Raw genomic sequence first — 25382 nt, forward strand, 5'->3', positions numbered from 1 at the left:
CATGGAGGGGGTGTGCGCCGGGCCGGACACCCGCCCGGCGCACACCCCCTCCCCCCGTTCCCGTCCGGGCAAGAAGCTCGGCGCGGTCCGCCGAAGCGTCGACCAGCGCCTCCTTCTCCTTTGCCCCGGTCGACGGGGCAGACCTCGCTCAGATGGAGTTCAATCGCCGCGCATGGCTTCCTGGGTGTCCTTGACCATCCCGTCCAGGGTCTGGCGTGCGCGGGCCAGTTCCTCCGCCTGGGCGTCGATGCGCTCGAGTTCGGAGACGAGCTGGCGCAGGACCTGCGGCGGGCAGCGCTCCCCGTTGGTCTTGATGTACGGCAGGAGCGCGGCGATGGTCTTGCTGTTCATCCCCACAGCGAAGAACTGCCGGATCAACACCACACGACTCACGGCGTCCTCGCCGTAGTGGCGCTGCCCGCTGGCGCTGCGCTCACTGGAGAGCATGCCCTGCTTCTCGTAGTAGCGCAGGGAACGCACGCTGGCCCCGGTCTGCTCGGCCAGTTCCCCGATCCGCACGGGCGGCCTCCGTCCGATTTGCCCCTGACACCGATGTCAGGTCCTAGTGTAGCGGCGCGTCCACCACGAACCACCAGGGTGTGGTCGCGCGGTGTGCGCGCAAGTGGACTCTGCCCGGAAGGAACCGTTGTGCCCGACAGTCCCCGCTTCTTCACCGACATCGTGCGCTCCCGGCGCTCGGTCCGGGGCTTCCTCCCCGATCCGGTACCCGCGGCCGACATCCGTGCGGTGCTGGAGGACGCCCAGAGGGCACCCTCCAACTGCAACACCCAACCCTGGCAGGTACACGTCGTCTCGGGCGCGCACCGCGACGTCCTGAGTGCCGCACTGCTGCAAGCGGACAGGGACGGCCGGTTCTCCTCCGACTTCAGCTTCGACTACGCCGACTTCGGCGACGGCCTCTACCTCCAGCGCGCACAGGAGCAGGGCGCGGCCTACTACCAGTCGCTGGGCGTGGAGCGCTCCGACACACGGGGACGCCGCGAGGCCGCTCTGCGCAACCTGGAGTTCTTCGACGCCCCCCACGTGGCACTGCTGTTCATGCCCCGGTTCGGCGACGGCGTGCGCGTGGCCGGTGACGTGGGCATGTACGCGCAGACCTTCCTGCTCGCGCTGGAGGCACGCGGTCTGGCGGGCATCCCGCAGACCATGCTGGGCTCCTACGCCGACGTCGTGCGTGAGTCCTTGGGCGTCGAGCCGCAGATGAAGCTGCTGTTCGGCATCTCCTTCGGCCTGGCCGACCCCGAGGGGCCCGCGAGCGAGTACCGCATGGGGCGGGCACCGCTGGCCGAGAGCGTCGTGCTGCACGACACTCCCGGAGTCCTGGACGGGGCGCGTTAGAGACCAGCGAGAGCTTCCCACGGACACCCGTCACCGCCCGGGACACCGGCCTGACCGGCTACAGGAGGGCAACCCGCTCCATCGTGAACCCGAAGGGCGCGTGCGGGGGCAGGAAGGATGGTGCGAAACCACAGCCGTTCAGGAGCCGACGGCGATCTCCTTCATGAGACGACCGTAGCCCCGGCGGAGTCGGGCCTTCCTGCACGGCCGCCTCCGGCATCCTTGACAGAGTGCTCCTGGCAGACCCAGATCCGGGGCCTCCGCCGGTTCCGCGGCGAAGGCCCCGGGCCGTGAGCCGTCAGAAGGTGCGCTCGGCCACCTTCACCCGTCGGCTCCCCTCCAGGGCGGCGCGCAGCTCCTCAGCCGACACCGGAGCGGCGGGGGCCTGCATCATCTGCTCGGCCGGCACGTCGGGATCGGCGAGGTAGATCCGGGTGTAGGCATCCGATTCGGGTTCGAAACGCCAGCTCTGGGCCGGGGTTCCGGCGTCGACGGTGTCGAAGCCGAGCCGGTCGATCAGCTCGGCCGCCCGGGCCTTGGCGCCGGGGTCCTCACCGGCGATGGGCAGGGCACTGCGGTCACCGGCCCCTGCGGGGCGGGCGAGCTGGGGGATGTGGTGGGCCATGATGTTGTTGAAGGCCTTGACCAGCAGGGCGCCGGGCAGGAGCCGCTGGGCGAGTTCGGTCATGGTCACCTCCTCGGAGTCCAGTTCGGCGATGCGACCGTCGCGGAAGGGGTAGTAGTTGCCGGTGTCCAGCACCGTCCGCCCCCGCAGCACCCCCTCAGGCAGGGAGCCGTAGGCGGTCAGCGGGATGCTGAGCACCGTCGCCTCCCCGGCACGGGCGGCCTCCTCCACAGTGGCGGCGCTCGCACGGGGCCCCAGCTCCTCGACCAGACCGGCCAGGCTCCGCGGGCCGCGTGAGTTGGCGATCACCACGTCGATGTCCGCCGCGACCGCCAGCCGCGCGACCGCGGTCCCGATGTTCCCGCTTCCGATGACTCCCAGAGTAGGCATCGCCGTTCCCTCTTCCTTGTGGTGGTCGCCCGGCGTCCGTGCGCACGTGGGCGCACGGACTACCGCACGGATTACCCGGCCACGTTAGGACCTGACATCGGTGTCAGGGGCAAATCGCTGCGTGTGAGGCGTGTTCGAGGCCCGTCGGGAGGCCGTGCACGGCACCGCCCCGGTGTGCGGTGAGGCCGTGCGCGCGCAGGCGGCCGAACGCCTGCGCCGAGCGAACGCGTAGCGCTCGTGCGTCGCCACCGCGGCGGCCAGGCACATGGCCCGGGAACCGACCGGGGCGGTGCGGGTCAGGCGGGGGACCTGGACCGCCTTGAAGGCGCGGGGCCTCTCCTCGTCGGGGTTTTCCTGTTCAGGCCCTGGTGAGGCGCCGTAGTGCGGCGCGGGCGGGTGATCCCCAGGTGGCGTGGCCTCCCAGGCGCCCACGAACGCCGGCCTCGCCGACGAGGAGACCGCCCAGGGCGCACAGCACGGCCCATCCGCGGGCCCGGCGCAGGGTCGCGGCGTCCGGAGTCGGCTGGTAGGCGCGGTAGAAGTGCTTGACGGCGCCGTCCGGCAGCAGGATCCAGGCGGCGGCCAGGTCGCAGGCCGGGTCGCCCGCGGACAGGTCGCCGAAGTCGATCACGCCGCACAGGGTGCCGTCCGCGGTCAGGACGTTGGCCGGGTGCAGGTCGCCGTGCAGCCACAGCGCGGGTCCCTGCCATGCGGGTGCGGCGACGGCGTTCTTCCAGATCGCACGGACCGCGTCCGGATCCTCGACCAGCCCCTGTCCGGTGGCCGAGGCGAACTGCTCGCGGAACTGCTCGGCGCAGGCGGTGAGGGGGCCGCCCTTGCGGTTGTCGGGGGCGTTGTCGGGGGCGGGCTGGTGCAGGGCCGTCAGGAAGGCGGCCAGGTCCTCGGCCGCCCGCGTGGCGTTCGTGGCGGGGGCGCGGTCGGCGGGCGTGCCCGGCACCCAGGTGGTGACGATCCAGGGCCTCTCGAACCGTGGGCTGGGCATGCCCAGCCGCAACGGGACCGGGACCGGCAGGGGAAGGCGCGGGGCGAGGGTGGGCATCCAGGGGAGCTCGCCGCGCATCAGCGCGTTGGTGGAGCGCGATGACCAGGGCAGCCGGACGGCGAGGTCGTCGCCCAGCCGCCACATCTGGTTGCCCCAGCCCCGCGCCCCCGAGTGCAGGGGGCGGTCGGCGAGGTCGGGGTGCTGTTCGAGCAGCAGGCTTCGGACCAGCTCCGCGGTGAGGCCGATGGGGGGATGCGCCATGGGAGGCAACAGTAGTCCACAGGCCCGGCCGCTCCCGCTGACGGGGGCGAACGCGCCCTAAGGCGTGACCGGGACGCGCCCATGCGCCCCGGACCCCTGCGTTCGCCCCCGGGCGGACTGTGCTCGGCGCACCCGCCTCGCAGCCCTCCTAATAACGTTTCGTTGGTTACGTTAATAACAAACGTAAAGCAACATCGCACACGTAATGTGGACCCAAGGACCCCCGCATCCTCACCTCCGATAAGTGAACCTTATAAGGTGTTACTACATGTGTTGCTACAAAGAGGACGGGGGAGCCCGGAGTTTCGTTGGCGCTGGCGTCAGGGAGCCCTGATCAGAGCCCGAAAACACGATGGGTACAGCCAGAGCTGTACTGTCTTCGCGCGCTGTTCCGAAGACGCCTTCCCGCCCGGCCGGATCACCGCGCCCTTGATGGTCGTGCAGGGGGCCAACGACGCCCGTGTGGTCAAGGCCGAGTTCGACAACATCGTCGCGTCGCGTCGCTGCGCGAGCGCGGCGTGGACGTGGAGTACCTGCCCAAGGAGGACGAGGGACACGGGTTCGTCAACCCGGAGAACCCGCTCGACCTCCACCGCGCGGCCGAGCGCTTCCTCGCCCGCCACCTCGGCGGACGCCAGCGCCAGGGCTGAGACCGGCGGCCCGGGAGGGGCCGCGGCCGGGCGGGAACCGCGCCCGTGGCCCGCCTCCGGTCCCGAGTACGCGCCCACGTGACCCCTCGCGCGGGAGAGGCGGGAAGCGCGGGCCCGCCGCGCCCGTCCCGACGGACGATCAGGGCTGCTGGTCGGCCTCCAGGTCCGCCATCGCCGCGCGGGAGAGGCGGTTGAGGACGTCGAGCTGGGCGGGGTTGTACAACTCGTTCAGCGCTGTGGCGAACGCCTGCGCGGCCTTGTGCCGGTCGATGGCCGTCGTGGTCTGGGTGATGCGCAGCTCGGGGCGGTCGGACAGGAGGTCGCGGGAGGCGTGCCACAGCCGTTCGGTGAGTTCGCGCCGGGTCCGCTCGTCGGCGTCGGCGGGCAGGTCGTTGAACTCCTCGTCGGAGGCACCGGAGCCGTAGGCCCGCACCAGCTCTGTGAAGGCCCGCTGCGTCTGCGGCGTGAACAGGCGCGTCATGACCGCGGTCAGCGAACGGTCGGCCTCGGTCATGGCGATCCCGGCGGTGGCCAGGGCCACGTCGGGCGGCAGTTCGGTCGGCCCGGACCCGCGCAGGGCCAGGGCCAGCTCCTCGCGCATCCGCCGCAGGCGTTCGATGGCCTGGGCGAGTTCGTCGTCCAGGGCCCTCAGCTCCTGCTCGGGGTAGGCGTCGGCCTCGCCCATCTGGGCGATCTGCACCAGGGAGAACCCCAGGTCCGAGAGCCGTTTGACGCGCATGACCCGCACCAGGTGTTCGACCCTGTAGTGCTTGTAGCCGTTGGCGCCGCGCTCGGGTTCGGCCAGCAGACCGACGTCGTGGTAGTGCCGCACCGTGCGCAGGGTCGTTCCGGCCAACTCGGCCAGTTGACGGGTGCTCCACGCCATGACGGCCCCCTCCTCGACGCTCGTGCTCCGGTGACCGTTGCCCCACCAGGAACGCTAGTGCACGAAACCACGTCTGCGCGGCGCGTTCCGGCCCCGGCCCGAGGGCACGGGTAAGGACGCGCACCACCCCGACGCCTTCGGAGGACCCGCCCCCGCCTCGGAGGGGTCTTGCCCGGTGCTGTGGCAGGATCCCTCCCATGTCCGTACGCGAACTCGTGGTCCTGGGCACCTCCAGCGCGGTGCCCACCCGTCGCCGCAACCACAACGGCTACTTCCTGCGGTGGGACACCCACGGCGTCCTGTTCGACCCCGGCGAGGGAACCCAGCGCCAGATGCGCCTGGCGGGTCTGGCCGCCACCGACATCACCCGCATCTGCGTCACCCACTTCCACGGCGACCACTGCCTGGGCCTGCCCGGCACCATCCAGCGCATCGCCCGCGACCGGGTGCCCCACACCGTGCGCGTGTCCTACCCCGCCGACGGCCAGCACTACTGGCAGCGGTTGCGCCATGCCACCGCCTTCCACGACACCGACGTCGTACTGCCCCAACCGGTCGGCGGCACCGGTTCCTGCCCGCTGGGCGAGCCGGACCTGCGCGTCACCGCGCTGCCGCTGCGCCACTCGACCACCGCCTACGGCTACCGTCTGGCCGAACCGGACGGCTGGCGGATGCTGCCCGACCGGCTGGACGCCCACGGTGTGCGCGGCCCCATGGTCGGCGAACTCCAGCGCCGGGGGTCGGTCACCACCGCCGAGGGGCGCCGCGTGGAGCTGGCCGACTGCGCGCGGCCGCGCCGGGGCCAGGTCATGGCGTTCGTGATGGACACCGCCGAGTGCGAGGAGGCGGTCGAACTCGCGCGCGGAGCCGACATGCTGGTGATCGAGTCGACCTACCTGGACACCGAGGAGCACCTGGCCAGCGCCTACGGCCACCTGACCGCCCGCCAGGCCGGACGGGTCGCCGCGCGGGCCGGGGCGCGCACCCTGGTGCTCACCCACATCTCCGAACGCTACGAGGAGCACGACGACGCCCGCTTCCTCGCCGAGGCCGCCGCCGAGTTCGACGGGCCCCTCACACTGGCCCAGGACCTGCAACGCCTGCCGGTGCCGCCCCGCGACTCCTGAGCCGGGCGCGGTGGGATAGGGTTTCGGGGCACTGAACCGCACAACCGAGGGGGTGAGAACGATCACCGCTGTCGCAGGAGGGGCGTTCCCACCGCGAGGAGACACACTCGCGTCGTAGCCGGAGCGCCCGACAGTTCGTCGAAAGGCTCTCGTGGCATCCCCACTGTCCCCGGTTTCCCCTGCTCTGGTCGCGCGTCTGCGCGGAGCGGGCTGCGTCTTCGCCGAGCAGGAGGCGAGCCTGATCGCCTCCACCGCGCGCACCCCCCAGGAACAGGATCTGATGGTCCGGCGCCGCTGTGCCGGTCTGCCCCTCGAACACGTCCTGGGCTGGGCCCGGTTCTGCGGGCTGCGCGTGCGCGTGGACGAGGGCGTGTTCGTGCCCCGTCCCCGCACCGAGTTCCTGGCCCGCCAAGCCGCCGCCCTGCTCACCCCCGGCGCCCTGGTCGTCGACCTGTGCTGCGGTTCGGGGGCCCTGGGCGCGGCCTTGGTCCACACCCGCGCCGACATCACCCTGCACGCCGCCGACATCGACGCCGCCAGCGTGGCCTGCGCCCGGCGCAACCTGCCCGGGTGCGAGGTGCACCGGGGCGACCTGTACGCCGCCCTGCCCCCGGACCTGTGCGGCCGCGTCCAGGTGCTGGTCGCCAACGTGCCCTACGTCCCCACCGACCGGATCGCGCTGCTGCCCGCGGAGGCGCGCGTGCACGAGGACCGGCGCGCCCTGGACGGGGGCCCGGACGGGCTGGACCTGCTGCGCCGCGTCGCGGCCCGGGCCGGTCGGTGGCTGGCGCCGGGCGGTCGGGTACTGGTGGAGGTGGGTCAGGAGCAGGTTCCCGCGGCGCGGGAGGCCTTCGTCCGGGGCGGTCTGACCTGTGAGGTGGCCTCCTGCCCGGAGTGGGAGGCCACCGTGGTGACGGGCACCCGCTGACCGGGCGGTCGTCGGGCGGGGAGCGGGTCGGGTCGTTCGAGCGGTCCTGTCCGGGCGCGGACCTCAGGCGTCCTGGTCCGGGGGCTGCTCGGACATCCGGTCGCGCACCTGGGTCAGGGTCTCGATCAGCCTGTCCAGGTAGGGGCGGTCCCCGCTGTCGTCATGCAGGTGCAGGGTCACGCCGGGCGCCACGTCGACCAGGGCCAGGGCCAGGAGTTCGGGGTGGTCCCGGCGCCAGAACACCTTGACGTCGTCGGCGTTGGGCTGGCTTATGGAGAGCTGGACGGTGGTGGTGATCGAGGTGGTGCTCACGGAGTTCCTCCTGGAGGCGACGGGATGACTGCGTTCGGGTACGGCGGCGCGCGGCCTCACGGTGCCCGCTCGTGAGGCTTCTTCGGCGGAGCGCGCCCGCAGGCGTCGCGGCGGTGGTTTCTCGCCGCTGGTGCGGGCTGGACGCGCCGTTCCCTCGGACCCGGCGTCCACGGGCGCGGCCTCGTTTCCTACCTACCCGCGGGTGGGGGCGCCGGCCCCTTTTCCGGCGTACCGGTTCTCCTGATCCGACCCGGGGCCCTCGCACTGTGCGCGGAGGACCCCGGGGAGCGCCCGGGCGGCCGATACCTGCCGGGAGTCCTGGCGGCGCCGACCGGTGAGGGCGACACCGCACCGGCCGCGCGCCATGTTTCGGTCGCCACCGCACCGTGCGCGGCCCATCCTGGAGGTATGCACTCTCCCGACGCCGTCCGCCTGGCGGCCCTGGCCTCCCTGCTGGCCGACCCCACCCGCGCCGGGGTGTGCCTGGCGCTTCTGGACGGGCGCGCCTGGACCGCCGGGGAGCTGGCCCGCCACACCGGGGTGGGCGCCTCCACCGTCAGCGAGCACCTGACCCGGCTGGTCGAGGGTGGTCTGCTCGCCCAGGAACGCCAGGGCCGCCATCGCTACGTGCGCCTGGCCGACGAGGCGGTGGCGCACCTGGTGGAGGCCCTGGCCTCTCACGTGGTCCCGGATCCGGCTCTGGCCCAGCGCCCGCGCACCCTGCGCACCGTGCACGCCGACCGGGCCCTGGCCCGGGCGCGCACCTGCTACGACCACCTGGCCGGACGGCTGGGCTGCGCCGTCACCGAGGCCATGACGCAGCGGGGCCTCCTGACCCAGGACACCGGGTTCGCGCTCACCGAGGCAGGAGTGGCCTGGTTCGCCGAGCAGCGGATACCGCTGGCGCGCGGGGGCAGGCGCCCGCTGGTGCGTTCCTGCCTGGACTGGACCGAACGCCTCCCGCACCTGGCCGGAACGGCCGGGGCGGCGCTGTGCCGCCACGCGCTGGAGGCGGGTTGGTGCGCGCGCGTGGGCTCGGGCCGGGCACTGCGGATCACTGAGCTGGGTGAGCGGGCCTGGCGCGAACTCCTGGGTGTGGAGGCCGCGGCACTTTTCTGAGCGCCGCGGCGGCGGGCCCCGAAGGGCTCGGCGCCGGTTCCCGTACTCGACGGTGTTCCCGTCCCAGCCGCGGTCGGGGCCGTGCCCGCCGATGCGGGGCTCAGCGCGCCCCGGCGGGCGCGGCCCCCGCTCCGGTGCGCGACGGCCCCCTGTGGCGAAAGGCCGGACACCGCACCCGGCGGGGTGTCCCGCTCAGCCGGGGAGGGCGGCCCCGTCCAGCAGGGTGCGGGCGCGCCGTTCCACGTCCTGGACCTGCTGTGTGCACGCCCCCGCCGACCACGGCTCCCCCGAGGCCAGGGCGTGGGAGGCGCGCAGCGCCACCAGGCTGCGCGCCAGGCGCTGGCGCGCGGCCGCGTCGGCGCCCGCGCACTCCCGCACCCGGGCGAGCTCGTGCTCGCACGCGGCCAGGGCCTCGCGCAGGTGGTCCCCTGCGCGGTGGTTGGAAACGGCCGCGCACACCAGGAGCCCGACCGCGGCGCCCAGCACGGTGGCCCACAGCCTCTCGGCCGCCAGTCCGTCCGCGCCCGGGTCGGCGTGGGCCAGTCCCGACAGGGCCAGCGTGAGCGGGGTGACGAACACGATGGCGTAGGAGTAGTTGGTGGTCACCACCAGTTCGGCCGCCATCTGGCACGCCACCACCAGCGCGATGACGCCCAGCGGTGAGTAGTCCAGGGAGAAGAGGGCTGCGGCCAGCACCACGCCCACGACCGTGCCCGTGCCGCGTTGCAGGGTGCGGTGCCAGGTGGTGGTGACGTTGACCGCCTGGAGGACCGATCCGGCCGAGACGGCCGCCCAGTAGCCGTGTCCCATACCCAGCGCCCAGGCCAGGGCCCCGGCCAGCAGGCAGGCGAGCACGATGCGCACCACCGACACCGGGGTGGGCGAGGGGGCGCGCAGTGCGGCGCGCAGGAGCTCGCCCGTCCCGGGTGCGGGCGTGTGGTGACGGCGCAGGTGTGCGGCGGTCCGGGCCAGGGCGGCGTGTTCGTCGGCGCCGACCAGGGGTTCGACGGCGCGTTCGGTGCGCAGGCGGCGGGCCAGTTCGCTCATCTCGGCGGCGGCGCGTGCGTCGGTGACTCGCTCGCCGGTGCCGGTGAGCAGGGTTTCGGCGCGGGCGGTGAGGACCTCCAGTCCCTGGCGGGCCGGGGTGTGGCCGGGGCAGGACAGCAGGACGTGCCAGGCGTGTTGGAGGGCGGTCTCGGCCCCGGTCCGGGTCGCTGGCGCGGGGTGGCGCAGGTGGCGGGCGAGCGCGTGCAGGGCGCGGGCGACGGCCAGGCGTTCGGGGGCGGTGGGGTGGACCAGGGCGCCGACCACGGCCAGCGTCCAGCACAGGGCGGCTGCGGTCGCGGTGGTGGCCACCACCACCGGCAGTGAGGACAGGGTCTGGGGGGTGTAGGCGGCCACCCCCGCGGCGAAGACGAACATCAGCCCGGCCGGGGCGCCGAAGTCCAGGGCGTCGGAGAGGTACCTGGCCCCTCCGGCGACCAGGGCCACGACCGTGATGGCGGCCAGGGGGTGGGGGAGCACGGCCGAGGCCAGCGCGCCCAGGGCCACGGCCAGGGTCAGGGTCGCGCCGACCACGGCCAGGAGCCGGGCGCGGCGGGCGTAGGTGTCGTCGCGCGCGTACAGGGCGGTGAAGCAGCCCATGGCGGCGTAGGGGCCAGGTCGATGCGTCCGGTGGCGTGCAGCACCAGCAGGGGCAGGGCCACGCACACTCCGGCGCGCAGTGCGGTGACGGCGATGTTGCCGCGCACGGGCCTGGGCGCGAAGGCCCCGCGGGTGGTGAGGGTGCGGCGTAGCGCACCCCATAGACGATAAAAGTAATTCACAAGTAAACTATCTTAGGATGTTCTGCGGACCGCACGAACCCCGCAAGGGGAGAGACCGCCCACTTCCGCCCGGTACCCCGCCCACGGGCACACCCGCCCGAACCCGGTGACCGGCCCCGCCGCACACGCGAAGGACACCATGAGCGACGCCGTCTCCCGCTTCCTCCACAGCTGGTCGCGCCTGCGCCCCGACCTGGATCTGACCAGCATGGCCGCCATGGGCCGCGTCCTTCGCCTGGCCGCCCTGATGAACAACGTCACCGAGGACGGACTCGCCGACGCCGAGGTCACGCGCCCCGAGTTCGAGGTCCTGGCCGCCCTGCGCCGCTCCCCCCACGGACTGCGCCCCCGCCAGCTCACCCGCGAGACCATCTCCTCGGGCGCCGCCACCACCAAACGCCTCACCCGGCTGGAGGCCGCCGGGCTCATCACCCGCACCCCCCTCGAACGCGACCGCCGCGAGGTCCAGGTCCGCCTCACCGAACGCGGACAGGCCCTGGCCGACACCCTCTTCGCTGGGCAGCTCGACCGCGAGGCCGACCTCCTGCGGCCCCTGACCGGCGATGAACGCGCCCAGCTGGCCGACCTGCTCTCCCGCGTCCTGGCCCCCATCGACCGCGCCTGAGCCCCGCGCCGACAGGAGGCGGTCCCAGCCGGGAACCGCGGGCACACCCCGCCGGGGCCGTGCGGGGACGGCCGCCCACCGCGACCAGCGCACGCGCCAGGGCCGTGAACGCCCCACCGCCACCCCGCACGACCCCGGCCGCGCACGCGGAACCCCGCCGAAAACACCCGCTCGTCCACGGCGAACCCGGCCCCGGCCGCGTCCTGATCGGCATGGAGGGACCGGTGTTCTTCGACATGGAGCGGAAGGCACGTCCTCACGCCCGGCACCGCCGAGCACGGCCTCCACGTCGCCCCGGCCACCACCGCCTGACACACTCGGTGCCCATGGACGACACCATCACCGACCTGTGGAGCACCGACACCGTCTGGCTCAACACCGCCCAGTACGGCATCCCGCCCCGGCCAGCCCACCAGGCCCTGGCCGACGCCGTGCACTCCTGGCACACCGCCACCGGAGACCCCGCGGCCTGGGGGCGCGAACTCGAACAGGCCCGAGTCAACCTCGCCGCCCTGGTGGGCGCGCCCGCCGACGACCTCACCCTGGGCGCCAGCACCGCCCAGATCGCCGGGACCCTCGCCGCCAGCCTGCCCGACGGCGCCCGCGTCCTGGTCCCCGAAGGGGACTTCGCCTCGATCGTCTTCCCCTGGCACGCCCAGGCCGACCGCGGCGTCACCGTGGAGGCCGTCCCCCTGGACCGCCTGGCCCAGGCCGTGGACGCGCGCACGCACCTGGTCGCCTTCAGTCCGGTGCAGTCCGCGGACGGGCGTTTGGCCCCCACCGGCGACATCGTCGCGGCCGCCCGCGCCCACGGCGCCCTGGTCGTGGCCGACGCCACCCAGGCCGCCGGGTGGACGCCCCTGGACGCCACCGTCTTCGACGCCCTGATCGCCTCCGCCTACAAGTGGCTCATGGCCCCGCGCGGCCTGGCCCTGGCCTACCTGTCCCCCGCCCTGCGCGCACGGCTGCGCCCCAACAACGCCGGTCCGGCCGCCGCCCGCGACACGGCCTCGGCCATGTACGCCACCCGGATGGACCTGGCGCCGACCGCGCGCGCCTTCGACACCTCACCCAACTGGTTCGCCGCCGTGGCGGCCGCCGCCTCCAGCCGGGTCCTGCTGGAGGCGGGCCTGGAGAGGGTGCGCGCGCACAACACCGCCCTGACCGACCACTTCCGCGCCGTGCTGGGGCAGGAGCCCGCGCACTCGGCCATCACCAGCGTCGACCTGCCCGGCGCCTCCGAGCGCCTGTCCCGGGCCGGGGTGGTGACCACCGAGCGCGGGGGACGCACCCGCCTGTCCTTCCACCTGTACAACACCCTCGACGACGCCGAGCGCGCCGCCAAGGCCCTGCTCCAGCCCTAGCAGGGCAGGCGCGCCCCGGCGAGTGTGCCTTCGAGCACGCACCCCGCCGTCCCACCGTCGCGGTCCGCCGTTCTCTCTGGCATGGGAGGGCGGGCCGCGGCGCGCACGGCCCTCGCGGCGTCAGAAGCCCGCCACACGGGCGTCCTGGTCGCGGTTCAAGACCCAGGTCACCTACATGGCTGAGGTGGACGAACAGCTGATCGGCATCTATCGCGGTGCGAGGGCGGCGGAGCGGGCCTCGGCCCCGGCCTGCCTGGAGTTCCTGGACGCGCAGCCGCAGCACCTCCAGGGCCCGGGTCGCACCGCACCCGGATCCCAGCGAGATCACCGCGATGGCCGCGGGCGTGATCGTCGGGGGCATCCTGCAACTCATGGCAGTCGCCGACACTCCCTGACCAGCGGGGAGGGGGGCGCACCATACCCCGCCGACCACGACCTGCGCCACCGCCCGCCCGGCCGCGGCCGTCCCGGCCCGTCAGGCCCCCGTCGGCGGTGCGCTCATCGCCGCGGCCAGGAACGTGACCGCCCAGCGCCGGGCGGCCTCGCCCACTTCCGGGGACGGGCAGTCCGGGGTGGGCCGCTGGTGGACCTCGACACGGTCCACGGCCGTCACGGCGAGGACACCCCGCATCCGGAACCACAGCTCCTCCGGGGAGAGGCCGGGCAGTGCGCGCGCGAAGGCGGCCAGGTAGCGCTCGCGGACCGTGTCCTGACCCGCACCGGCCCAGCTGCGCACCTCCTCGGCCGGGTCGCTGAGGATCATCACGATCAGCCGGGAGCGGCGGGCGCCGCCCTCGTCGCCGGCCGGCATCCCGTCGAACAGCGGCCCCGCGAACGCCTCCACCAACTCGGTGACCCCGGGGTCCGCGGTCTCGGCGAGTAGCCGGTCGAGCCCGGCGCACTGCGCGGCGTTGATGGGCTCGACCACCCGGCGGGCGACCGCGGACATGAGTTCCGCCTTCGACCCGAAGTGGTACCCGACGGCGGCCAGGTTCGCTCTGGCGAGGTCGGTGATCGCGCGGACCGAGGTGCCGCGGTAGCCGCGCTCGGCGAAGAGGCGCTCGGCCGCGTCGAGGATCTGGGTGCGGGTGTCAGGTGGTGCCATGCCTGCGTACACTACAGACATCTGATTCAAACGAACGTATGATTTAAACGAACGTACGAAAAAGGTGGTCATGAGGATACTCGTGTACGGTGCCGGGGTCCTCGGCAGCGTGTTCGCAGCCCGCCTGCATGAGGCCGGGCACGACGTCGCCCTCCTCGCCCGGGGCGGGCGCCTGGCCGCCCTGCGCCAACACGGCGTGCAGCTCGCCGAGGAGGACGGCCGGGCCGTCCGGCGGGTGCCGGTTCCGGTGGTCGAACGGCCGGACGGCGGGTACGACCTGACCGCAGTCCTGGTCCGGGCCCACCAGGTGGACGCGGTGCTGGAGTCGCTCGCCGGCCTCGACGGCGACGTGCTGTTCCTGCACAACTGGGCGGGCGGCCCGGAGCCGCTGGGCGCGGTGATCGGGCACGAACGGGTGCTGCTCGGCTTCGGCACGGCCGGCGGCACGATGGACGGCGACGTGGTCCGCTACCGCGCGCCCAGTTTCCTCACCCGCCGGGTCGCGACGCCGATCGGCGAGCCCGACGGCCGTACCACCCCGCGGCTCGAACGCATCGTGCGGACGTTTCGCACCTCCGGGATCAACGCCAGGATCGAGCCGAGGATGGACGCCTGGCTCACGACGCACGCCGCGTTCGGGGTACCGCTCGGGCAGGCGGTGCACACGGCGGGCGGCCCGGTGGCGCTGTCCCAGGACCCGGGCGCGGTCCGCGCCATGCTGCGCCTCATGCGGCGGAGCCTGACCACCCTGCCCGCGTCACCGGTGCCCCGCGGGCTGGCCGCGCTGCACACCCTGCCGGAAGGCCTGCTCGTGGCCGCGCTGCGGCGCTTCCTGCGGAGCCCGACGGCCGTGCACAGCGGACTCAGCAACACCTCGCCCGCAGAGGCGGCCGAACTCGCGCGGCTGGCCGAGCAGCTCGGCGCCCGTACGCGGGCCCGGTAGGCGACAGACGGCCGCGCCCCCGCCGCGCGCCGGGCCGTGTGCGCCGCCCCGGCAACGCTGCCGGGGGCGGCCGGGGGCGGCCGCGGGAGGCCTCCCGACGAAGTCGATGCGGCCTTCCCGGAGGCCGGTCCGCACGTTGGCACCCCGTGCCGCGCTCCACGGGACACCCTGTGACCATGACCGCACGACCCCGACCTCCCGGGCGGACCGGGAGGGGGCGCGGACTGTCGGAGGGACCGGCCAAGGTGGCGGTGGACGCCTCCGCCGCACCCGGGCGGACGCCCCACCACCGACCCCGACACGAGGGAGACCCCCATGCCCGGGCGCCTCACCCCGGCCCGCTTCGTCGACCTCTACGACCTGGGCGCCAGACCGCACATCCTCGCCTACCGCACCTCCGTCGGCGACCGGCGGCGCCGGGAATGGCTGATCGGCGCCGGACTCCTCGCCCCGTGCGATCCCCCCAGCCGCGGCTACGCCTTCCGCGTCACGGAGGCGGGTCTGGCCGCGCTGCGCGAGCACCTGGACTACCTGGAGGAGCGCGAGTCCCAGGGGCTGCCGCACCGCTCCGGGAACGAGTACGGCATCCAGCGCGGGGTCCTGGCCTCCCGTGCCGGGTTGGACGCGGCCCTGGCGCGGCGCGCACGGGGCGAGGCCGCGCCCGCGGAGACGGAGGGCAGGCAGTGGTGGGGCGGGCAGGGGACACCGGCGTGGGAGGGCTCGCCCCCCGAGGTGCTCCGGGCGGTGGCCGTGTTGCAGGCGGCCGGGCACGCACCCATGGACTGGACGGCGGTGGGGGAGCCCAGGGGCTTCTACGTGGAGCCGCGCGGGCGGCTCCTGTACGTGTACCACGGCCGGGCCCGACGCTCACAGCGGGAGGACGGGGGGTGGTTCACCGCTCAGGTCGGCGCCTACGCGGACGCGCTGCGCGCCGCCGGGTGGCAGGTGGACGCGGACACGGGCCGGTGCGCGCACGTGCGGGTGCCCGGCTCCGGCCGAGGGTGAGCCCGGACCGGACCGGAAACGCCCTTCGACTCCCGGGCCTCCACCTGCCCGCTGGCCAGACCATTGCCGCTTTCCGGCGTACCTGGTCCGCCCCCAGGGCGGGCGACCCCGCCTGCTGGGGCTGCCTCCCGCGCGGGTCGGGGCGGGCGAGAAAGCGGTGGTCGCCTCCCAGCACCGCCACCCGCTCCGACTCCTCCGTCCCCTGGCGCACCGTGAGCACCCTGCGCTTCGTGGGGGTCGACCACCTGGACCTGCTGCTGGAGCGGTCCGGACTGCGGGCCGTCGAACGGTTCGGGAACTGGGACCGCTCGCCCCTGACCGCGTCCAGCCCCGAGATCATCACCCTGGCCCGAGCCCGCTGAGCGCGCGTCCCACGCCCCGGCCCCCGACGTACACGGGGTCCGGGGCGTCGGCGTGTGGGGTGCCCCACACCGCCTTGACGCGCCCAAGGCCGTCAATAAACTTGAGTCCATCAGCATCAAGCCGAGGTTTTTCGGGGGTTCTTCCATGCTTCTCACCCGTACCATCCCCTTCGACGTCACCGCCTCCGCCGCTTCCGCCCCGCGCAACGCCGCCATGGACGCGGTGCGCACCCAGGACGCGCTCCTGGTCCGGATCGACCTGCCGGGCGTGCCCGCCGACGGCATCGACCTGGAGGTGGAGGGGTCGGTGCTCACCGTCCGCGCCCAGCGCCCTGAGCGGCCCGAGGAGGGCCGCGTCCTGGTCGGCGAGCGGCCCACCGGGGCCCTCACCCGCCGCCTGCGCCTGGGCCAGGACCTGGACACCGAGCACATCGAGGCCGACCACACCGACGGCGTCCTGACCCTGCGCGTGCCGGTCGCGGCCAAGGCCCAGCCGCGCAAGATCCTCCTGGGCCAGGGCGGCGCCACCGCCTGACCCGGCAGGCCGAACGGGGGGTGTGAGGACCACGGGGGACCTCACACCCCCCGTTTTTCGTGCGCGCCCGCCCCGGGGCTTGTCCTGGGGCGGGCGCTGTGCCATCCTCAGAATTGGGCGAACGACCAATACGTTCGCCCAAGACAGACGCCCAAGGCAACCGACCAAGAAGCGGAACGCACATGGCACCACGCGGCGAGGACGTCAAAGGCCGCCTGATCCGGGCAGCGGCCGAACTCATCGGCGAACGCGGCTGGTCAGCGGTCAGCACCCGCACACTCGCCGAACGCGCGGGCGTGGGCCCCGGCCTGGTCCACTACCACTTCCCCTCCCTCCAGGCCCTGCTCACCCAGGCCGCCACCCAGGCCATCACCGCCATCGTCGAGGAGGCCGCCCACCTGCTGGGCCCCACCACCACACCCGAACAGGGACTCGCGCTGATCCTGCGCGACCTGGACCGCTACCCCGGCGACGACCCCGCCTCCCACCTGGTCACCGAGACCTACCTGGCCGCCACCCGCGACCCCGCTCTACGCGAGGCCATCACCTGCGTCCTGGACCTGATGCGCCGCCACCTGACCGCATGGCTCACCCACGCCGACGTCCCCCAACCCCGCCAGACCGCCACCGTCCTGGCCGCGACCCTGGACGGCATCCTGCTGCACCGCGCACTCGCCCCGGACCTGACCTCCACCGAGGTCGAACCCGTCCTGCGCCGCCTGCTCACCCACCCCACCCCAGGAGCACACCCATGAGAGCGATCGTCTGCGGAGCCGGAATCGCCGGACTGGCCGCGGCCCACCGCCTGCACACCCACGGCTGGCAGGTCACCATCCTCGAACAGGCACCCGGCCCCCGCACCCAGGGCTACATGATCGACTTCTTCGGCCCCGGCTACCAGGCCGCCGAACTCATGGGCCTGCTGCCCCGCCTGCGCGAACTCGGCTACGACATCGACCACGCCACCTTCGTCGACCGCGAGGGCACACCCCGCGCCAGGCTGGGCATCCAACAGTTCTCCCACCTGGGCGTGGTCTCCCTCATGCGCCCCGACCTCGAACGCGCCCTGCGCGAAACCCTGCCCCCCGACGTGCGGGTGCGCTACGACGCGGCCCTGAGCCGCGTCCAGGACCACGGCGACACCGTCGAGGTCACCCTCACCGACGGCCACACCCTGACCGGCGACCTGCTCGTGGGCGCCGACGGCATCCACTCCACCGTGCGCGCCCAGGTCTTCGGCTCCGCAACCGACCACCTGCGCTACCTGGGCTTCCACACCGCCGCCTTCGTCTTCACCGACCCCGACATCCACGCCCGGGTCGACGGCGGCTTCTACCTCACCGACACCATCGGCGCACAGATGGGCCTGTACGGGCTGCGCGACGGCCGCGTGGCCGCCTTCACCGTGCACCGCAGCCCCACCCCCGACCGGCCCGCCGACCCGCGCGCCGAACTGCGCCGCACCCACGCCGACCTGGGCTGGCTGGTCCCCCGCGCCCTCCAGCACTGCCCCGACCCCGAACACGTCTACTACGACCAGGTCTCCCAGAGCGTGGTGCCCCGCTGGAGCCGGGGGCGCACCGTCCTGCTCGGCGACGCCTGCGGCGCGGTCTCCCTGCTCGCGGGCCAGGGCGCCTCCCTGGCGGTGGGCGGCGCGTTCGTCCTGGCCGAACACCTGGCCTCGGCCCCCACCATCGAGGAGGGGCTGGGCCGCTACGAGCAGCAGTGGCGCCCCGAGGTCGAACAGCGCCAGCGCGCCGCCCGCCGCACCGCCCGCTGGTTCCTGCCCCCCACCCGCGCCCAACTGCTCCTGCGCCGCCTCGCCCTGCGCCTGACCGGCCTGCCGGGGGCGAGTCGCCTGCTGGCCGGGGCGCTCACCGGCAAGCCCACCCCCGCCGTCCGCGAACACACCTCCCTGACCACCCGCGGCTGAACCGCACCGGGGACCCGCGATCCCCCTGTCCCCACCGCGACCTCTGACGCGGCGACGGGTCCGCGCCCACCGGGGAGACCACTCCTCCCCCGGGCCGACCGCAGGGGCCCGCCCCCGCACAGGCGTTGATGCGGGACGCGAGCACACAGGCGGCCGGGACCCGTCCCGACACGGCCCCGGTCCTGTCCGAGAGGAGCGTTGGAGCCGTGCCCCACGGCCGACCGAACGCGGCCGCGACCCCGACGCGAGGCCGAGGGGCCGACAACGCGGCCACGCGGCACAGGCCGCCGACGAGAGGAACGAAGCCAGTGAAGCCCAACGATCCCCGCTGTTCCCTGTGCGGACGGCAGTACGACGCCGAGTTCATGACGGGACTGCCCTGCCGCGTGTTCAGCCACGAGGACGTCGTGACTCCGGGGTGCCCGGCCCAGCAGCACATGATCGCGGACATGGAGGCCACAGCGTCCCGAAGAGCCGCCCCGGCGGCGGGGGGATGCCTCATGCTCATCCTGGTGCTGCCGACGCTGCTGGCCACCCTGCTCGTGTGAACCGTGGCGTGCCCGCACTGGGGGGAGAGCGGCCTGCACCCGCTCACCCGGGCTCGACCACCCGCCGCTCCAGGTCCACCCACCCCACGAAACCCGACGGCGACGTGCACAGCACCCGCCCGCCCGGGTTCAACCGACCCTCGCGCGCGTACCAGGCGGCCAACTCCCGCTCGGCGGCCCCGTCCCCGCCGTCCGCCGCCACCAGCAACCGCGCCACCTCGTCGAACACACCGTCATCCTCCGCCTCCATGGCCTCCCAGGTGTCCCACAGCAACACCTCCTCGCCCTGGCGGTGCGCCAACTCCAGCAACACGTAGGCACGCACGAACCCCGCACCCCGCCACGGCAGGTCCGGGTGCACCCCGTAGCGGTCGACGTCCACCCGCCCCTGACGGTGGGCCAGCCACACCTGCGCCGCACTGGCGAAGACCGCGCCCCGCGCCTCAGGCGCACGCGCGATGTCCATGACGTCCACCGGCCACGGCTGCGCCGGATCCAACTGGGTGTCCGCCCACACCCACCGCCCGCCGTCCCAGTACTCGCTCACCACGTGGTCGGTCCAGAACCCGTCGTTCAGGTAGGAGGCGAACCCCACCCGGGTGCGCGCCGCCACCCCCCGCTCCCGCAGCGCCGCCACCGTCACCAGCGCGAAGTCACGACAGCACCCCACCAGCGGTTGCGCCCGGGCCCGCGTCCACGGGCCCGGGCAGCGGGCCTGGTCGGTGGCCAGCATCGCCTCCACCCACCGGTGGTCGATCTCCGCCAGCCGCGCCCCGGTGAAGTCGGGCCTCCCGCCGCTGCGGTAGTGGACCACCACCCCGCGCAGCACCCGCCCCAGCCCGGCCACGTCCCCCGGCAGGTCCGCCAGCGCCCGCGCATACCCGCCCGGATCGCTGTAAGGGGTGTGCGCCACCCACCGCTCCACGCCCGCGCCCGCCGTACTCATCCGCGTCCCGCCTCTCTCATCGGCCGCGCCACCAGCGCGAACACCGCGTCCTCGGCCACCTCGTCCCAGGAGGCCTCATACACCTCACGCAACGGCCCCACCGCGTGCGCACCGCACTGGAGCATCCACCGCTCCACCGCCCGGTAGGCGCCCATGATCCGCGGATAGAAGCAGTCCCCGCGCGCCACCTCGCACACCGCGCGCACGTGGGCGGCCTCCACACGGATCACCGTCTCCCCCTCGGGTTCGGCGTGTCCGGTGAAGGGCACCGCCACCTCGATCGGCGCGGGCCCGTCCGGGGTCACCGCACCGTGGTAGAGCACCCAGAACCCGGGGCCGGGGCGCGCCCCCTGCCCCACCAGGTGGCGGCGCAGCGCCTGCGCACGCGCGTGGAAGGTCGCCACCAGGTTCTGCTGGTCGGTGCGGGCCCTGACCGCCGCCACCTTGACCGCCGCCACGCGTTCGCGGCGCACCCGCCACACCGGCTCCGGCCCCCGCTCGACCACCCCGCCCCAGGACAGGCGCAGCTCGGCCAGGGCCGCGCGCCGCGAACGCAGCGCCTCCTCCTGGGCCCGCCACCACGCCTCGGCCCGCTCCAGGGCCTGCCCGCGCTCCTGCGCCATCACCTCGGCCACCACCGCCAGGGGCATGTCCATCTGGCACAGCAGACGAATGCGCCGGGCCCGCTCCACCTGCGCACCGAGGTAGAGGCGCTGCCCGCCCGCGCCCACCCGGTGGGGCACCAGCAGACCCGAACGCTCGTACAACCGCAGCGCCTTGGGGGAGAGCCCGCTCGCACGGGCGAACTCCCCCCGCGAAAGCCCCTCGGGGGGCTGTGGGGTGCTCATGGGACCCGAGTGTGGCCCCTGCCCCAAGGGCACCGTCAACACCCGGGCGCGGCCGGCCCCCGCCTCAGGCGGCCCCGCGGCGGGGCATGACCAGGACCACCAGCCCGAACAGCCCCATGGCCAGGATCTGCACAAGCAGCTGGACCCCGTAGACGATCCCCTCGGTGGGAAAGAAGCCGTGCGCGAAGTAGAAACCGCTGTGCACGCCCACAGCCATCCACAGGGTGCCCGTCCGGGCCCGGCTCACGGCGCAGACCAACCCCAGCGCCATCGCCCCCACCGCGTACAGGGCCATCTCCCACGCCCCCTGCGCCTGGCTCTGGGAGAAGACGTGCACCGCACCGAAGAGCACCGAGGTCACCGCCACCACCGCACCCGTCGACATCCGCTCCGCGAGCATGTCGTGAAGATTGCCCCGCCACAACAACTCCTCGGGCAAAGCCTGCACGAGGACGATGACCGCGATCGCCACGGGCAGGAAGGCCAGGTCGTCGGGCACCCAGGGCACCCACCGGGCCGCCCCCAGCACGACCGAGACGGCGTTGGCGCCCACCAGCACCGTGACCGTCACACCCACCCCCACAAGAAACAGGGGCAGCGCCGACCACGTCAGCCCCAACCCCAACCCGGCCCAGGGGCGGCGCGCCCAACGGCGCCACAGGTAGACCACGAGCACCACGAGCAGGGCGCCGAAAGGCTGGCCTACCAGGGGCACGGCGAACGTACAGGCGAGCGTGAGCACAAGGGGGAGAACCACCGCGGTCCAGCCGCGTTCGGGGGTCGTCATGCCCCTGATCCTTCAACGTCCCGGCCCCGCCGTCATCGGGGAAGGAACCCGCACCGCCCCGGGGCTTTCCCCGCGCCACACCCCGCCTCCACTAGGGGACGCCGGCCCCTGTCCCTTACAGGCACACCCCCATCGCACCCGGGCTCCAGCCCCGGGAACACCGGTTCCTCCCCCCGCCCCCCTCAGGGACGCGGTGAGGGTCCCCCGCCCCGAGAACACCCACCGCACACCCGGCCACGGCCGCCGCGCACCACACGCGAAAGCGCACCTACAACCCCTTGACCGCGCCCGCCAACGCCTCCACCTCGGCCTCGGTGTTGAAGTAGTGCACCGAGGCCCGCACCGCCTCGTCCACCCCCACACCGTCCTCCCACACCTGGTTCCACAACCGCGACACGCTCACCCGCACCCCGGCCTCCCCCAGCGCCGCACGCACCCCCTCGGCCGCCACACCCTCCACCGCGAAGGTCACGATCCCCGACCGCACCAGCCCCCGGTCCAGCACCCGCACCCCCGCCAGGCGCCCCAACCGGTCCCGGGCCTGCTCGGCCAACGCGCCCACCCGCTCCCGAACGGACTCCATCCCCACCGCCAACGCGTAGTCCACGGCCACACCCAACCCGATCTGACCGGCCACGTTGCGCTCAAAACTCTCAAAACGACGCGCGTCCGCGCGCACCCGGTACCCCTGCCCCTCCCAGTGCGCCGACGTCACGTCCACCACCGGCGGCTCCCCCAGATCCGCCCCCGACCGCGCGTACACGAACCCCGTCCCCCGCGGCCCGCGCAGGAACTTGCGCCCCGTCACCGCCAACACGTCACACCCCAGCCGCTCCACGTCCAGATCCCACTGGCCCGCCGACTGGCACGCGTCCAACACGAACAACACCCCGAACCTGCGGCACAGCGCCCCGATCCGCTCGGCCGGGTTGACCAACCCGTTGTGCGTGGGCATGTGGTTGAGCGCCACCACCCGCACCCCGCCCCGCTCCAACTCGCGCTCCAACGCCGCCACGTCCATCACCCCGTGGGCGTCATCGGGCACCACCTGCACCCGCACGCCCCGCTCACGGGCCGCCTTGACCATCCCCAACGCGTTACTGGGGTACTCGCTGGCCGTGGTCAGCACCCGCTCCCCCTCGGCGAAGACCACCGACCCGAACGCCAACTCCCACGCCCGCGTCGCACTCTCGGTGAACGCGATCTCCTCGGGGCGCGCACCCACCAACCGCGCCGCGGCGGTGTAGAACCCCTCCACCCCCGCCTGCGCCAGCTCGGCCGCCGCATAACCCCCCACCCGCGCCTCCAGACGCAGGTGCTCCACCACCGCCTCCACCACCACCTCCGGCGGCAACGACGACCCCGCGTTGTCCAGATGCGCCGCCTCCTCAGCCCCAGGAGTATCCGCCCTCACCGCAGCCACATCCACGCCCATCCGGCCCACCCCTTCGACGCACCCGACACGGTCGCCGCCGAACCTACCCGGCGCCCCCTTCAGCGCACCAGCCCGGCCCGGAAGGCGAACACCACCAACTGCGCCCGGTCCCGGGCCCCGAGCTTGACCATCGCCCGGCTCACATGCGTGCGCGCCGTCGCCGGGGAGACCACCAAACGGGCCGCGATCTCCTCGTTGCTCAACCCCTCACCCACCAACCCCACCACCTCACGCTCACGCTCGGTCAACACCTCCAGCCGCGGCACCCGACCCCCGCCCGGCTCACGCGAGACGAACGCCGCCACCACCCGCCGCGTCACCGACGGCGACAACAACGCCTCACCCCGCGCCGCCGCCCGCACCGCGGCCAACATCTCCTGCGGGTCGCTGTCCTTGATCAAGAACCCCGACGCCCCCGCGCGCAACGCCTCGAACACGTACTCATCCAGTTCGAACGTCGTCAACACCACCACCCGGGTGTGCGCCAGCGCCTCCTCCCCCGCGATCCGCCGCAGCGCCTCCAACCCGTCCACCACCGGCATCCGCACGTCCATCAACACCACGTCCGGACGCAGCCGGCGCACCAACTCCACCGCCTCCCCACCGTCACAGGCCTCACCCACCAACTCCAGGTCCGACTCCCCCTCCAACAACACCCGCAACCCCATCCGCACCAACGCCTGGTCATCGGCGACCACCACCCGCACGCTCACCGCTCACCCCCCAACGGCAGCGACGCCCCCACCACGAACCCGCCACCCTCACCAGCACCCACCGTCACCGACCCGCCCACCGCACCCGCGCGCTCACGCATCCCCGCGATCCCCGACCCCTCACGCACCGCTCCCACCACACCCACACCCTCATCGACCACCCACACCTGCACCTCCTGGGCCCCGTACACCACCCGCACCCGCGCCGAGGCCCCCTCACCGCCATGGCGCACCACGTTCGTCAACGCCTCCTGCACGATCCGAAACGCCGCGTGGTCCACCGCCGCGGGCACCCGCACCGCCTCCCCCTCCCACACCACCTCCACCTGGCGCCCCGCCCCGCGCAACTCCCCCACCAACGCCTCCACACGCCCCAGCCCCGGCAACGGGCCCCGACCGGCCACCTCGGCCCCGCCCCGAAACACCGCCAGCGTGCCCCGCAACTCCTCCAGAGCCGACCGGCTGCTGTCACGGATGGCCGCCAACGCCACCGACGCCTGCTCGGGCCGGCGGTCCACCACGTGCAGGGCCACCGACGCCTGCATGCTGATCACCGACAGGCTGTGCCCCACCAGATCGTGCACCTCACGGGCGATACGCAACCGCTCCTCGTAGCGGTGCCGCTCCACCTCCTCCTGGCGCTGGCGCCGGCGCGCCTCACGCCGCGCACGCACGAACATCCCGCCGCCCGCGGGAAAGGCCATCGCCCCCACCGCGAACACCACCCCCACCAGAGCACCGCCGTCCGCCAACCCCCACCAGGGCTCACGTACCCGTGAGGCCAGCCCCACCGCCACCACCAGCGGCGCCGTCCACGCCAAGAACACCCCCGCACCCAACCGGATCGCGGCCGAGAACACCACCAGCGCGGGCAGCACCAGCACCGGCCCCAACAGGTGGCCCGCCCCCACGAACACCGCCGCGCCCACCGCAGCCACCACCAACGCCGCCACCGGCCACACACGGCGCACCGCCACCGCGCACACCAACACCCCCACACCCACCCACACCGACCAGGGCACCACCACCGCACCCCAGTCCACGTCCCACCCCGCGGGCGGCCCGCCCCGCCACGGGCCGCGCCCACCCCCGTGCTGCTGCCACACCAACTGGCCGCGCACGAACCCCACCGACACCGCGCCCAGCACCACACCCAGCACCAAGTCCACGACCACCCGGCGCACCCGCCTGTCACCACTCACACCACGACCCTAGGCCGCCCGCCCCCGCCTGTCGTGGCACCACAGGCGTAGGCGCCCTACGCACCCGGGCGCAGCACAGGTGTCGCCTGCGGGGGGACGACCGCGACCCCCCGCCCCGCGGACAGTGAACCCATGAACACCATCACCGCAGCAACCGCCCTGGCCGCCCACCCCCACTGGGGGCAGGGACCGCCCGCCTTCGCCTTTCCTGGAGCCCTGATGTTCTGCCTGCTCACCATCGCCCTCATCGGCGCACTGGTCTTCGTCCTGACCCGCCGCGGCCACCGCCCGCCCTGGGCGCCGCGCCCCGCCTCACCCGAGGAGGAGGCCCGCCGCACCCTGGCCGACCGCTTCGCCCGCGGCGACCTGACCGTCGAGGAGTTCATGGAACGCGCCAGCGCCCTGAACTGGACCCCCGGCCGCGAGGACCGCCCCGGCCGCAAGTAACCTCGCGCGCCCACCCGGCCCGGCCCCGCACCCCGCGCGGCCGGGCCCCCGCCTGTGCTCCACGCCCCACCCCAACCCGGCCAGGGCACCCCCACCCA

The 25382-nt window shown here is 73.9% G+C and carries 27 protein-coding genes and 1 pseudogene; 15 read left to right on the forward strand and 13 right to left on the reverse strand.

The features are described from left to right. Positions 1 to 159: 159 nt before the first annotated feature. Positions 160 to 519: a MerR family transcriptional regulator gene (locus FYW99_RS09360; RefSeq protein WP_150251615.1), complete on the reverse strand. Its 360-nt coding sequence runs from the start codon at positions 517 to 519 to the stop codon at positions 160 to 162. A 129-nt stretch (positions 520 to 648) separates the two neighbouring features. Here FYW99_RS09360 and FYW99_RS09365 point away from each other — a divergent pair, with 129 nt between their 5' ends. Continuing rightward, positions 649 to 1359: a nitroreductase gene (locus FYW99_RS09365; RefSeq protein ID WP_150251616.1), complete on the forward strand. Its 711-nt coding sequence runs from the start codon at positions 649 to 651 to the stop codon at positions 1357 to 1359. Between the two features lie 298 nt (positions 1360 to 1657). Here FYW99_RS09365 and FYW99_RS09370 read toward each other — a convergent pair whose 3' ends face one another. Both FYW99_RS09370 and FYW99_RS09375 read right to left on the reverse strand, forming a co-directional pair. Further along, on the reverse strand, positions 1658 to 2374 hold the full coding sequence (locus tag FYW99_RS09370) for an NADPH-dependent F420 reductase (RefSeq protein WP_150251617.1): 717 nt from the start codon (positions 2372 to 2374) through the stop codon (positions 1658 to 1660). Positions 2375 to 2732: 358 nt separating this feature from the next. Continuing rightward, positions 2733 to 3638, reverse strand: a complete 906-nt coding sequence (locus FYW99_RS09375; protein WP_150251618.1) for an aminoglycoside phosphotransferase family protein — start codon at positions 3636 to 3638, stop codon at positions 2733 to 2735. A gap of 414 nt (positions 3639 to 4052) precedes the next feature. Between FYW99_RS09375 and FYW99_RS33065 the strand changes: the two are divergent. After that, a pseudogene (locus tag FYW99_RS33065) lies at positions 4053 to 4288 on the forward strand (alpha/beta hydrolase family protein); the annotation flags it as partial. 139 nt (positions 4289 to 4427) lie between these two features. On the opposite strand, the gene FYW99_RS09385 reads toward FYW99_RS33065, so the two are convergent. Further along, positions 4428 to 5174 (reverse strand): helix-turn-helix domain-containing protein, encoded by a 747-nt coding sequence (locus FYW99_RS09385; protein ID WP_150251619.1) that lies wholly within the window; start codon positions 5172 to 5174, stop codon positions 4428 to 4430. 197 nt (positions 5175 to 5371) lie between these two features. On the opposite strand from FYW99_RS09385, the gene FYW99_RS09390 reads away from it, so the two are divergent. Beyond that, a complete protein-coding gene (locus FYW99_RS09390) occupies positions 5372 to 6301 on the forward strand; it encodes a ribonuclease Z (RefSeq protein WP_150251620.1) in 930 nt (309 codons plus the stop codon). Positions 6302 to 6452: 151 nt separating this feature from the next. Then, on the forward strand, positions 6453 to 7229 hold the full coding sequence (locus FYW99_RS09395; protein ID WP_150251621.1) for a putative protein N(5)-glutamine methyltransferase: 777 nt from the start codon (positions 6453 to 6455) through the stop codon (positions 7227 to 7229). A gap of 63 nt (positions 7230 to 7292) precedes the next feature. Here the strand turns inward: FYW99_RS09395 and FYW99_RS09400 are convergent, their stop codons facing one another. Continuing rightward, a complete protein-coding gene (locus tag FYW99_RS09400) occupies positions 7293 to 7541 on the reverse strand; it encodes a hypothetical protein (RefSeq protein WP_150251622.1) in 249 nt (82 codons plus the stop codon). A 408-nt stretch (positions 7542 to 7949) separates the two neighbouring features. Between FYW99_RS09400 and FYW99_RS09405 the strand changes: the two genes are divergently transcribed. Further along, entirely contained in the window at positions 7950 to 8660 is a 711-nt protein-coding gene (locus tag FYW99_RS09405; protein WP_150251623.1) for an ArsR/SmtB family transcription factor, read from the forward strand. 192 nt (positions 8661 to 8852) lie between these two features. On the opposite strand, the gene FYW99_RS09410 is transcribed toward FYW99_RS09405, so the two are convergent. Beyond that, positions 8853 to 10304 carry an FUSC family protein gene (locus FYW99_RS09410; protein WP_317846986.1) on the reverse strand — a complete coding sequence of 484 codons (1452 nt, stop codon included), beginning with the start codon at positions 10302 to 10304 and terminating at the stop codon, positions 8853 to 8855. 321 nt (positions 10305 to 10625) lie between these two features. Here FYW99_RS09410 and FYW99_RS09415 point away from each other — a divergent pair, with 321 nt between their 5' ends. Next, the gene (locus tag FYW99_RS09415; protein ID WP_150251624.1) at positions 10626 to 11111 is read left to right on the forward strand and encodes a MarR family winged helix-turn-helix transcriptional regulator; all 486 of its coding nucleotides are present in this window, start codon (positions 10626 to 10628) and stop codon (positions 11109 to 11111) included. A gap of 326 nt (positions 11112 to 11437) precedes the next feature. Beyond that, positions 11438 to 12475: an aminotransferase class V-fold PLP-dependent enzyme gene (locus tag FYW99_RS09420; protein ID WP_150251625.1), complete on the forward strand. Its 1038-nt coding sequence runs from the start codon at positions 11438 to 11440 to the stop codon at positions 12473 to 12475. Positions 12476 to 12950: 475 nt separating this feature from the next. Here the strand turns inward: FYW99_RS09420 and FYW99_RS09425 are convergent, their stop codons facing one another. After that, on the reverse strand, positions 12951 to 13580 hold the full coding sequence (locus tag FYW99_RS09425; protein WP_150251626.1) for a TetR/AcrR family transcriptional regulator: 630 nt from the start codon (positions 13578 to 13580) through the stop codon (positions 12951 to 12953). A gap of 70 nt (positions 13581 to 13650) precedes the next feature. On the opposite strand from FYW99_RS09425, the gene FYW99_RS09430 reads away from it, so the two are divergent. The 7 genes from FYW99_RS09430 (at position 13651) to FYW99_RS09460 (ending at position 18906) form a co-directional block, all read left to right on the forward strand. Then, positions 13651 to 14523, forward strand: a complete 873-nt coding sequence (locus FYW99_RS09430) for a ketopantoate reductase family protein (protein WP_150251627.1) — start codon at positions 13651 to 13653, stop codon at positions 14521 to 14523. Positions 14524 to 14838: 315 nt separating this feature from the next. Continuing rightward, complete coding sequence (locus tag FYW99_RS09435; RefSeq protein WP_150251628.1) at positions 14839 to 15528, forward strand: hypothetical protein; 690 nt, start codon at positions 14839 to 14841, stop codon at positions 15526 to 15528. 212 nt (positions 15529 to 15740) lie between these two features. Further along, positions 15741 to 15890 carry a hypothetical protein gene (locus FYW99_RS09440; protein ID WP_190394598.1) on the forward strand — a complete coding sequence of 50 codons (150 nt, stop codon included), beginning with the start codon at positions 15741 to 15743 and terminating at the stop codon, positions 15888 to 15890. Between the two features lie 145 nt (positions 15891 to 16035). Beyond that, on the forward strand, positions 16036 to 16425 hold the full coding sequence (locus FYW99_RS09445) for an Hsp20/alpha crystallin family protein (protein WP_150251629.1): 390 nt from the start codon (positions 16036 to 16038) through the stop codon (positions 16423 to 16425). A gap of 182 nt (positions 16426 to 16607) precedes the next feature. After that, positions 16608 to 17180: a TetR/AcrR family transcriptional regulator gene (locus FYW99_RS09450; RefSeq protein WP_150251630.1), complete on the forward strand. Its 573-nt coding sequence runs from the start codon at positions 16608 to 16610 to the stop codon at positions 17178 to 17180. Beyond that, a complete protein-coding gene (locus tag FYW99_RS09455) occupies positions 17177 to 18358 on the forward strand; it encodes an FAD-dependent oxidoreductase (protein WP_150251631.1) in 1182 nt (393 codons plus the stop codon). The genes FYW99_RS09450 and FYW99_RS09455 overlap by 4 nt, the downstream gene beginning before the upstream one ends. A 308-nt stretch (positions 18359 to 18666) precedes the next feature. Then, complete coding sequence (locus FYW99_RS09460; protein ID WP_150251632.1) at positions 18667 to 18906, forward strand: hypothetical protein; 240 nt, start codon at positions 18667 to 18669, stop codon at positions 18904 to 18906. A 43-nt stretch (positions 18907 to 18949) separates the two neighbouring features. On the opposite strand, the gene FYW99_RS32810 is transcribed toward FYW99_RS09460, so the two are convergent. From FYW99_RS32810 to FYW99_RS09490, 6 genes are all read right to left on the reverse strand, one after another. Continuing rightward, positions 18950 to 19852, reverse strand: a complete 903-nt coding sequence (locus FYW99_RS32810) for a transglutaminase-like domain-containing protein (RefSeq protein WP_150251633.1) — start codon at positions 19850 to 19852, stop codon at positions 18950 to 18952. Then, positions 19849 to 20700 carry a MerR family transcriptional regulator gene (locus FYW99_RS09470; RefSeq protein WP_150251634.1) on the reverse strand — a complete coding sequence of 284 codons (852 nt, stop codon included), beginning with the start codon at positions 20698 to 20700 and terminating at the stop codon, positions 19849 to 19851. The genes FYW99_RS32810 and FYW99_RS09470 overlap by 4 nt, the downstream gene beginning before the upstream one ends. Before the next feature lie 64 nt (positions 20701 to 20764). Then, positions 20765 to 21487, reverse strand: coding sequence for a CPBP family intramembrane glutamic endopeptidase (locus tag FYW99_RS09475; RefSeq protein ID WP_150251635.1), 723 nt, complete (start codon positions 21485 to 21487; stop codon positions 20765 to 20767). A gap of 268 nt (positions 21488 to 21755) precedes the next feature. Further along, on the reverse strand, positions 21756 to 22922 hold the full coding sequence (locus FYW99_RS09480) for an aminotransferase class V-fold PLP-dependent enzyme (RefSeq protein WP_150251636.1): 1167 nt from the start codon (positions 22920 to 22922) through the stop codon (positions 21756 to 21758). A gap of 59 nt (positions 22923 to 22981) precedes the next feature. After that, positions 22982 to 23635, reverse strand: coding sequence for a response regulator (locus FYW99_RS09485; protein ID WP_150251637.1), 654 nt, complete (start codon positions 23633 to 23635; stop codon positions 22982 to 22984). Continuing rightward, entirely contained in the window at positions 23632 to 24837 is a 1206-nt protein-coding gene (locus FYW99_RS09490) for a sensor histidine kinase (RefSeq protein WP_223838889.1), read from the reverse strand. Before FYW99_RS09490 ends, FYW99_RS09485 begins: the two co-directional genes overlap by 4 nt. A 132-nt stretch (positions 24838 to 24969) precedes the next feature. Between FYW99_RS09490 and FYW99_RS09495 the strand changes: the two genes are divergently transcribed. After that, on the forward strand, positions 24970 to 25284 hold the full coding sequence (locus tag FYW99_RS09495) for an SHOCT domain-containing protein (RefSeq protein ID WP_150251638.1): 315 nt from the start codon (positions 24970 to 24972) through the stop codon (positions 25282 to 25284). The last annotated feature ends 98 nt before the right edge of the window (positions 25285 to 25382 follow it).

Origin of the sequence: Nocardiopsis deserti (genome assembly GCF_008638355.1) — a bacterium.
Taxonomy (GTDB): domain Bacteria; phylum Actinomycetota; class Actinomycetes; order Streptosporangiales; family Streptosporangiaceae; genus Nocardiopsis; species Nocardiopsis alborubida.

What these genes read in the sequence shown, in the direction of transcription:
- FYW99_RS09370 (WP_150251617.1), bottom strand. Translation starts at nt 2,374, where the DNA reads ATGCCTACTCTGGGAGTCATCGGAAGCGGGAACATCGGGACCGCGGTC.
- FYW99_RS09375 (WP_150251618.1), bottom strand. Translation starts at nt 3,638, where the DNA reads ATGGCGCATCCCCCCATCGGCCTCACCGCGGAGCTGGTCCGAAGCCTG.
- FYW99_RS09385 (WP_150251619.1), bottom strand. Translation starts at nt 5,174, where the DNA reads ATGGCGTGGAGCACCCGTCAACTGGCCGAGTTGGCCGGAACGACCCTG.
- FYW99_RS09390 (WP_150251620.1), top strand. Translation starts at nt 5,372, where the DNA reads ATGTCCGTACGCGAACTCGTGGTCCTGGGCACCTCCAGCGCGGTGCCC.
- FYW99_RS09405 (WP_150251623.1), top strand. Translation starts at nt 7,950, where the DNA reads ATGCACTCTCCCGACGCCGTCCGCCTGGCGGCCCTGGCCTCCCTGCTG.
- FYW99_RS09410 (WP_317846986.1), bottom strand. Translation starts at nt 10,304, where the DNA reads ATGGGCTGCTTCACCGCCCTGTACGCGCGCGACGACACCTACGCCCGC.
- FYW99_RS09415 (WP_150251624.1), top strand. Translation starts at nt 10,626, where the DNA reads ATGAGCGACGCCGTCTCCCGCTTCCTCCACAGCTGGTCGCGCCTGCGC.
- FYW99_RS09420 (WP_150251625.1), top strand. Translation starts at nt 11,438, where the DNA reads ATGGACGACACCATCACCGACCTGTGGAGCACCGACACCGTCTGGCTC.
- FYW99_RS09425 (WP_150251626.1), bottom strand. Translation starts at nt 13,580, where the DNA reads ATGGCACCACCTGACACCCGCACCCAGATCCTCGACGCGGCCGAGCGC.
- FYW99_RS09430 (WP_150251627.1), top strand. Translation starts at nt 13,651, where the DNA reads ATGAGGATACTCGTGTACGGTGCCGGGGTCCTCGGCAGCGTGTTCGCA.
- FYW99_RS09435 (WP_150251628.1), top strand. Translation starts at nt 14,839, where the DNA reads ATGCCCGGGCGCCTCACCCCGGCCCGCTTCGTCGACCTCTACGACCTG.
- FYW99_RS09445 (WP_150251629.1), top strand. Translation starts at nt 16,036, where the DNA reads ATGCTTCTCACCCGTACCATCCCCTTCGACGTCACCGCCTCCGCCGCT.
- FYW99_RS09450 (WP_150251630.1), top strand. Translation starts at nt 16,608, where the DNA reads ATGGCACCACGCGGCGAGGACGTCAAAGGCCGCCTGATCCGGGCAGCG.
- FYW99_RS09455 (WP_150251631.1), top strand. Translation starts at nt 17,177, where the DNA reads ATGAGAGCGATCGTCTGCGGAGCCGGAATCGCCGGACTGGCCGCGGCC.
- FYW99_RS32810 (WP_150251633.1), bottom strand. Translation starts at nt 19,852, where the DNA reads ATGAGTACGGCGGGCGCGGGCGTGGAGCGGTGGGTGGCGCACACCCCT.
- FYW99_RS09470 (WP_150251634.1), bottom strand. Translation starts at nt 20,700, where the DNA reads ATGAGCACCCCACAGCCCCCCGAGGGGCTTTCGCGGGGGGAGTTCGCC.
- FYW99_RS09475 (WP_150251635.1), bottom strand. Translation starts at nt 21,487, where the DNA reads ATGACGACCCCCGAACGCGGCTGGACCGCGGTGGTTCTCCCCCTTGTG.
- FYW99_RS09480 (WP_150251636.1), bottom strand. Translation starts at nt 22,922, where the DNA reads ATGGGCGTGGATGTGGCTGCGGTGAGGGCGGATACTCCTGGGGCTGAG.
- FYW99_RS09495 (WP_150251638.1), top strand. Translation starts at nt 24,970, where the DNA reads ATGAACACCATCACCGCAGCAACCGCCCTGGCCGCCCACCCCCACTGG.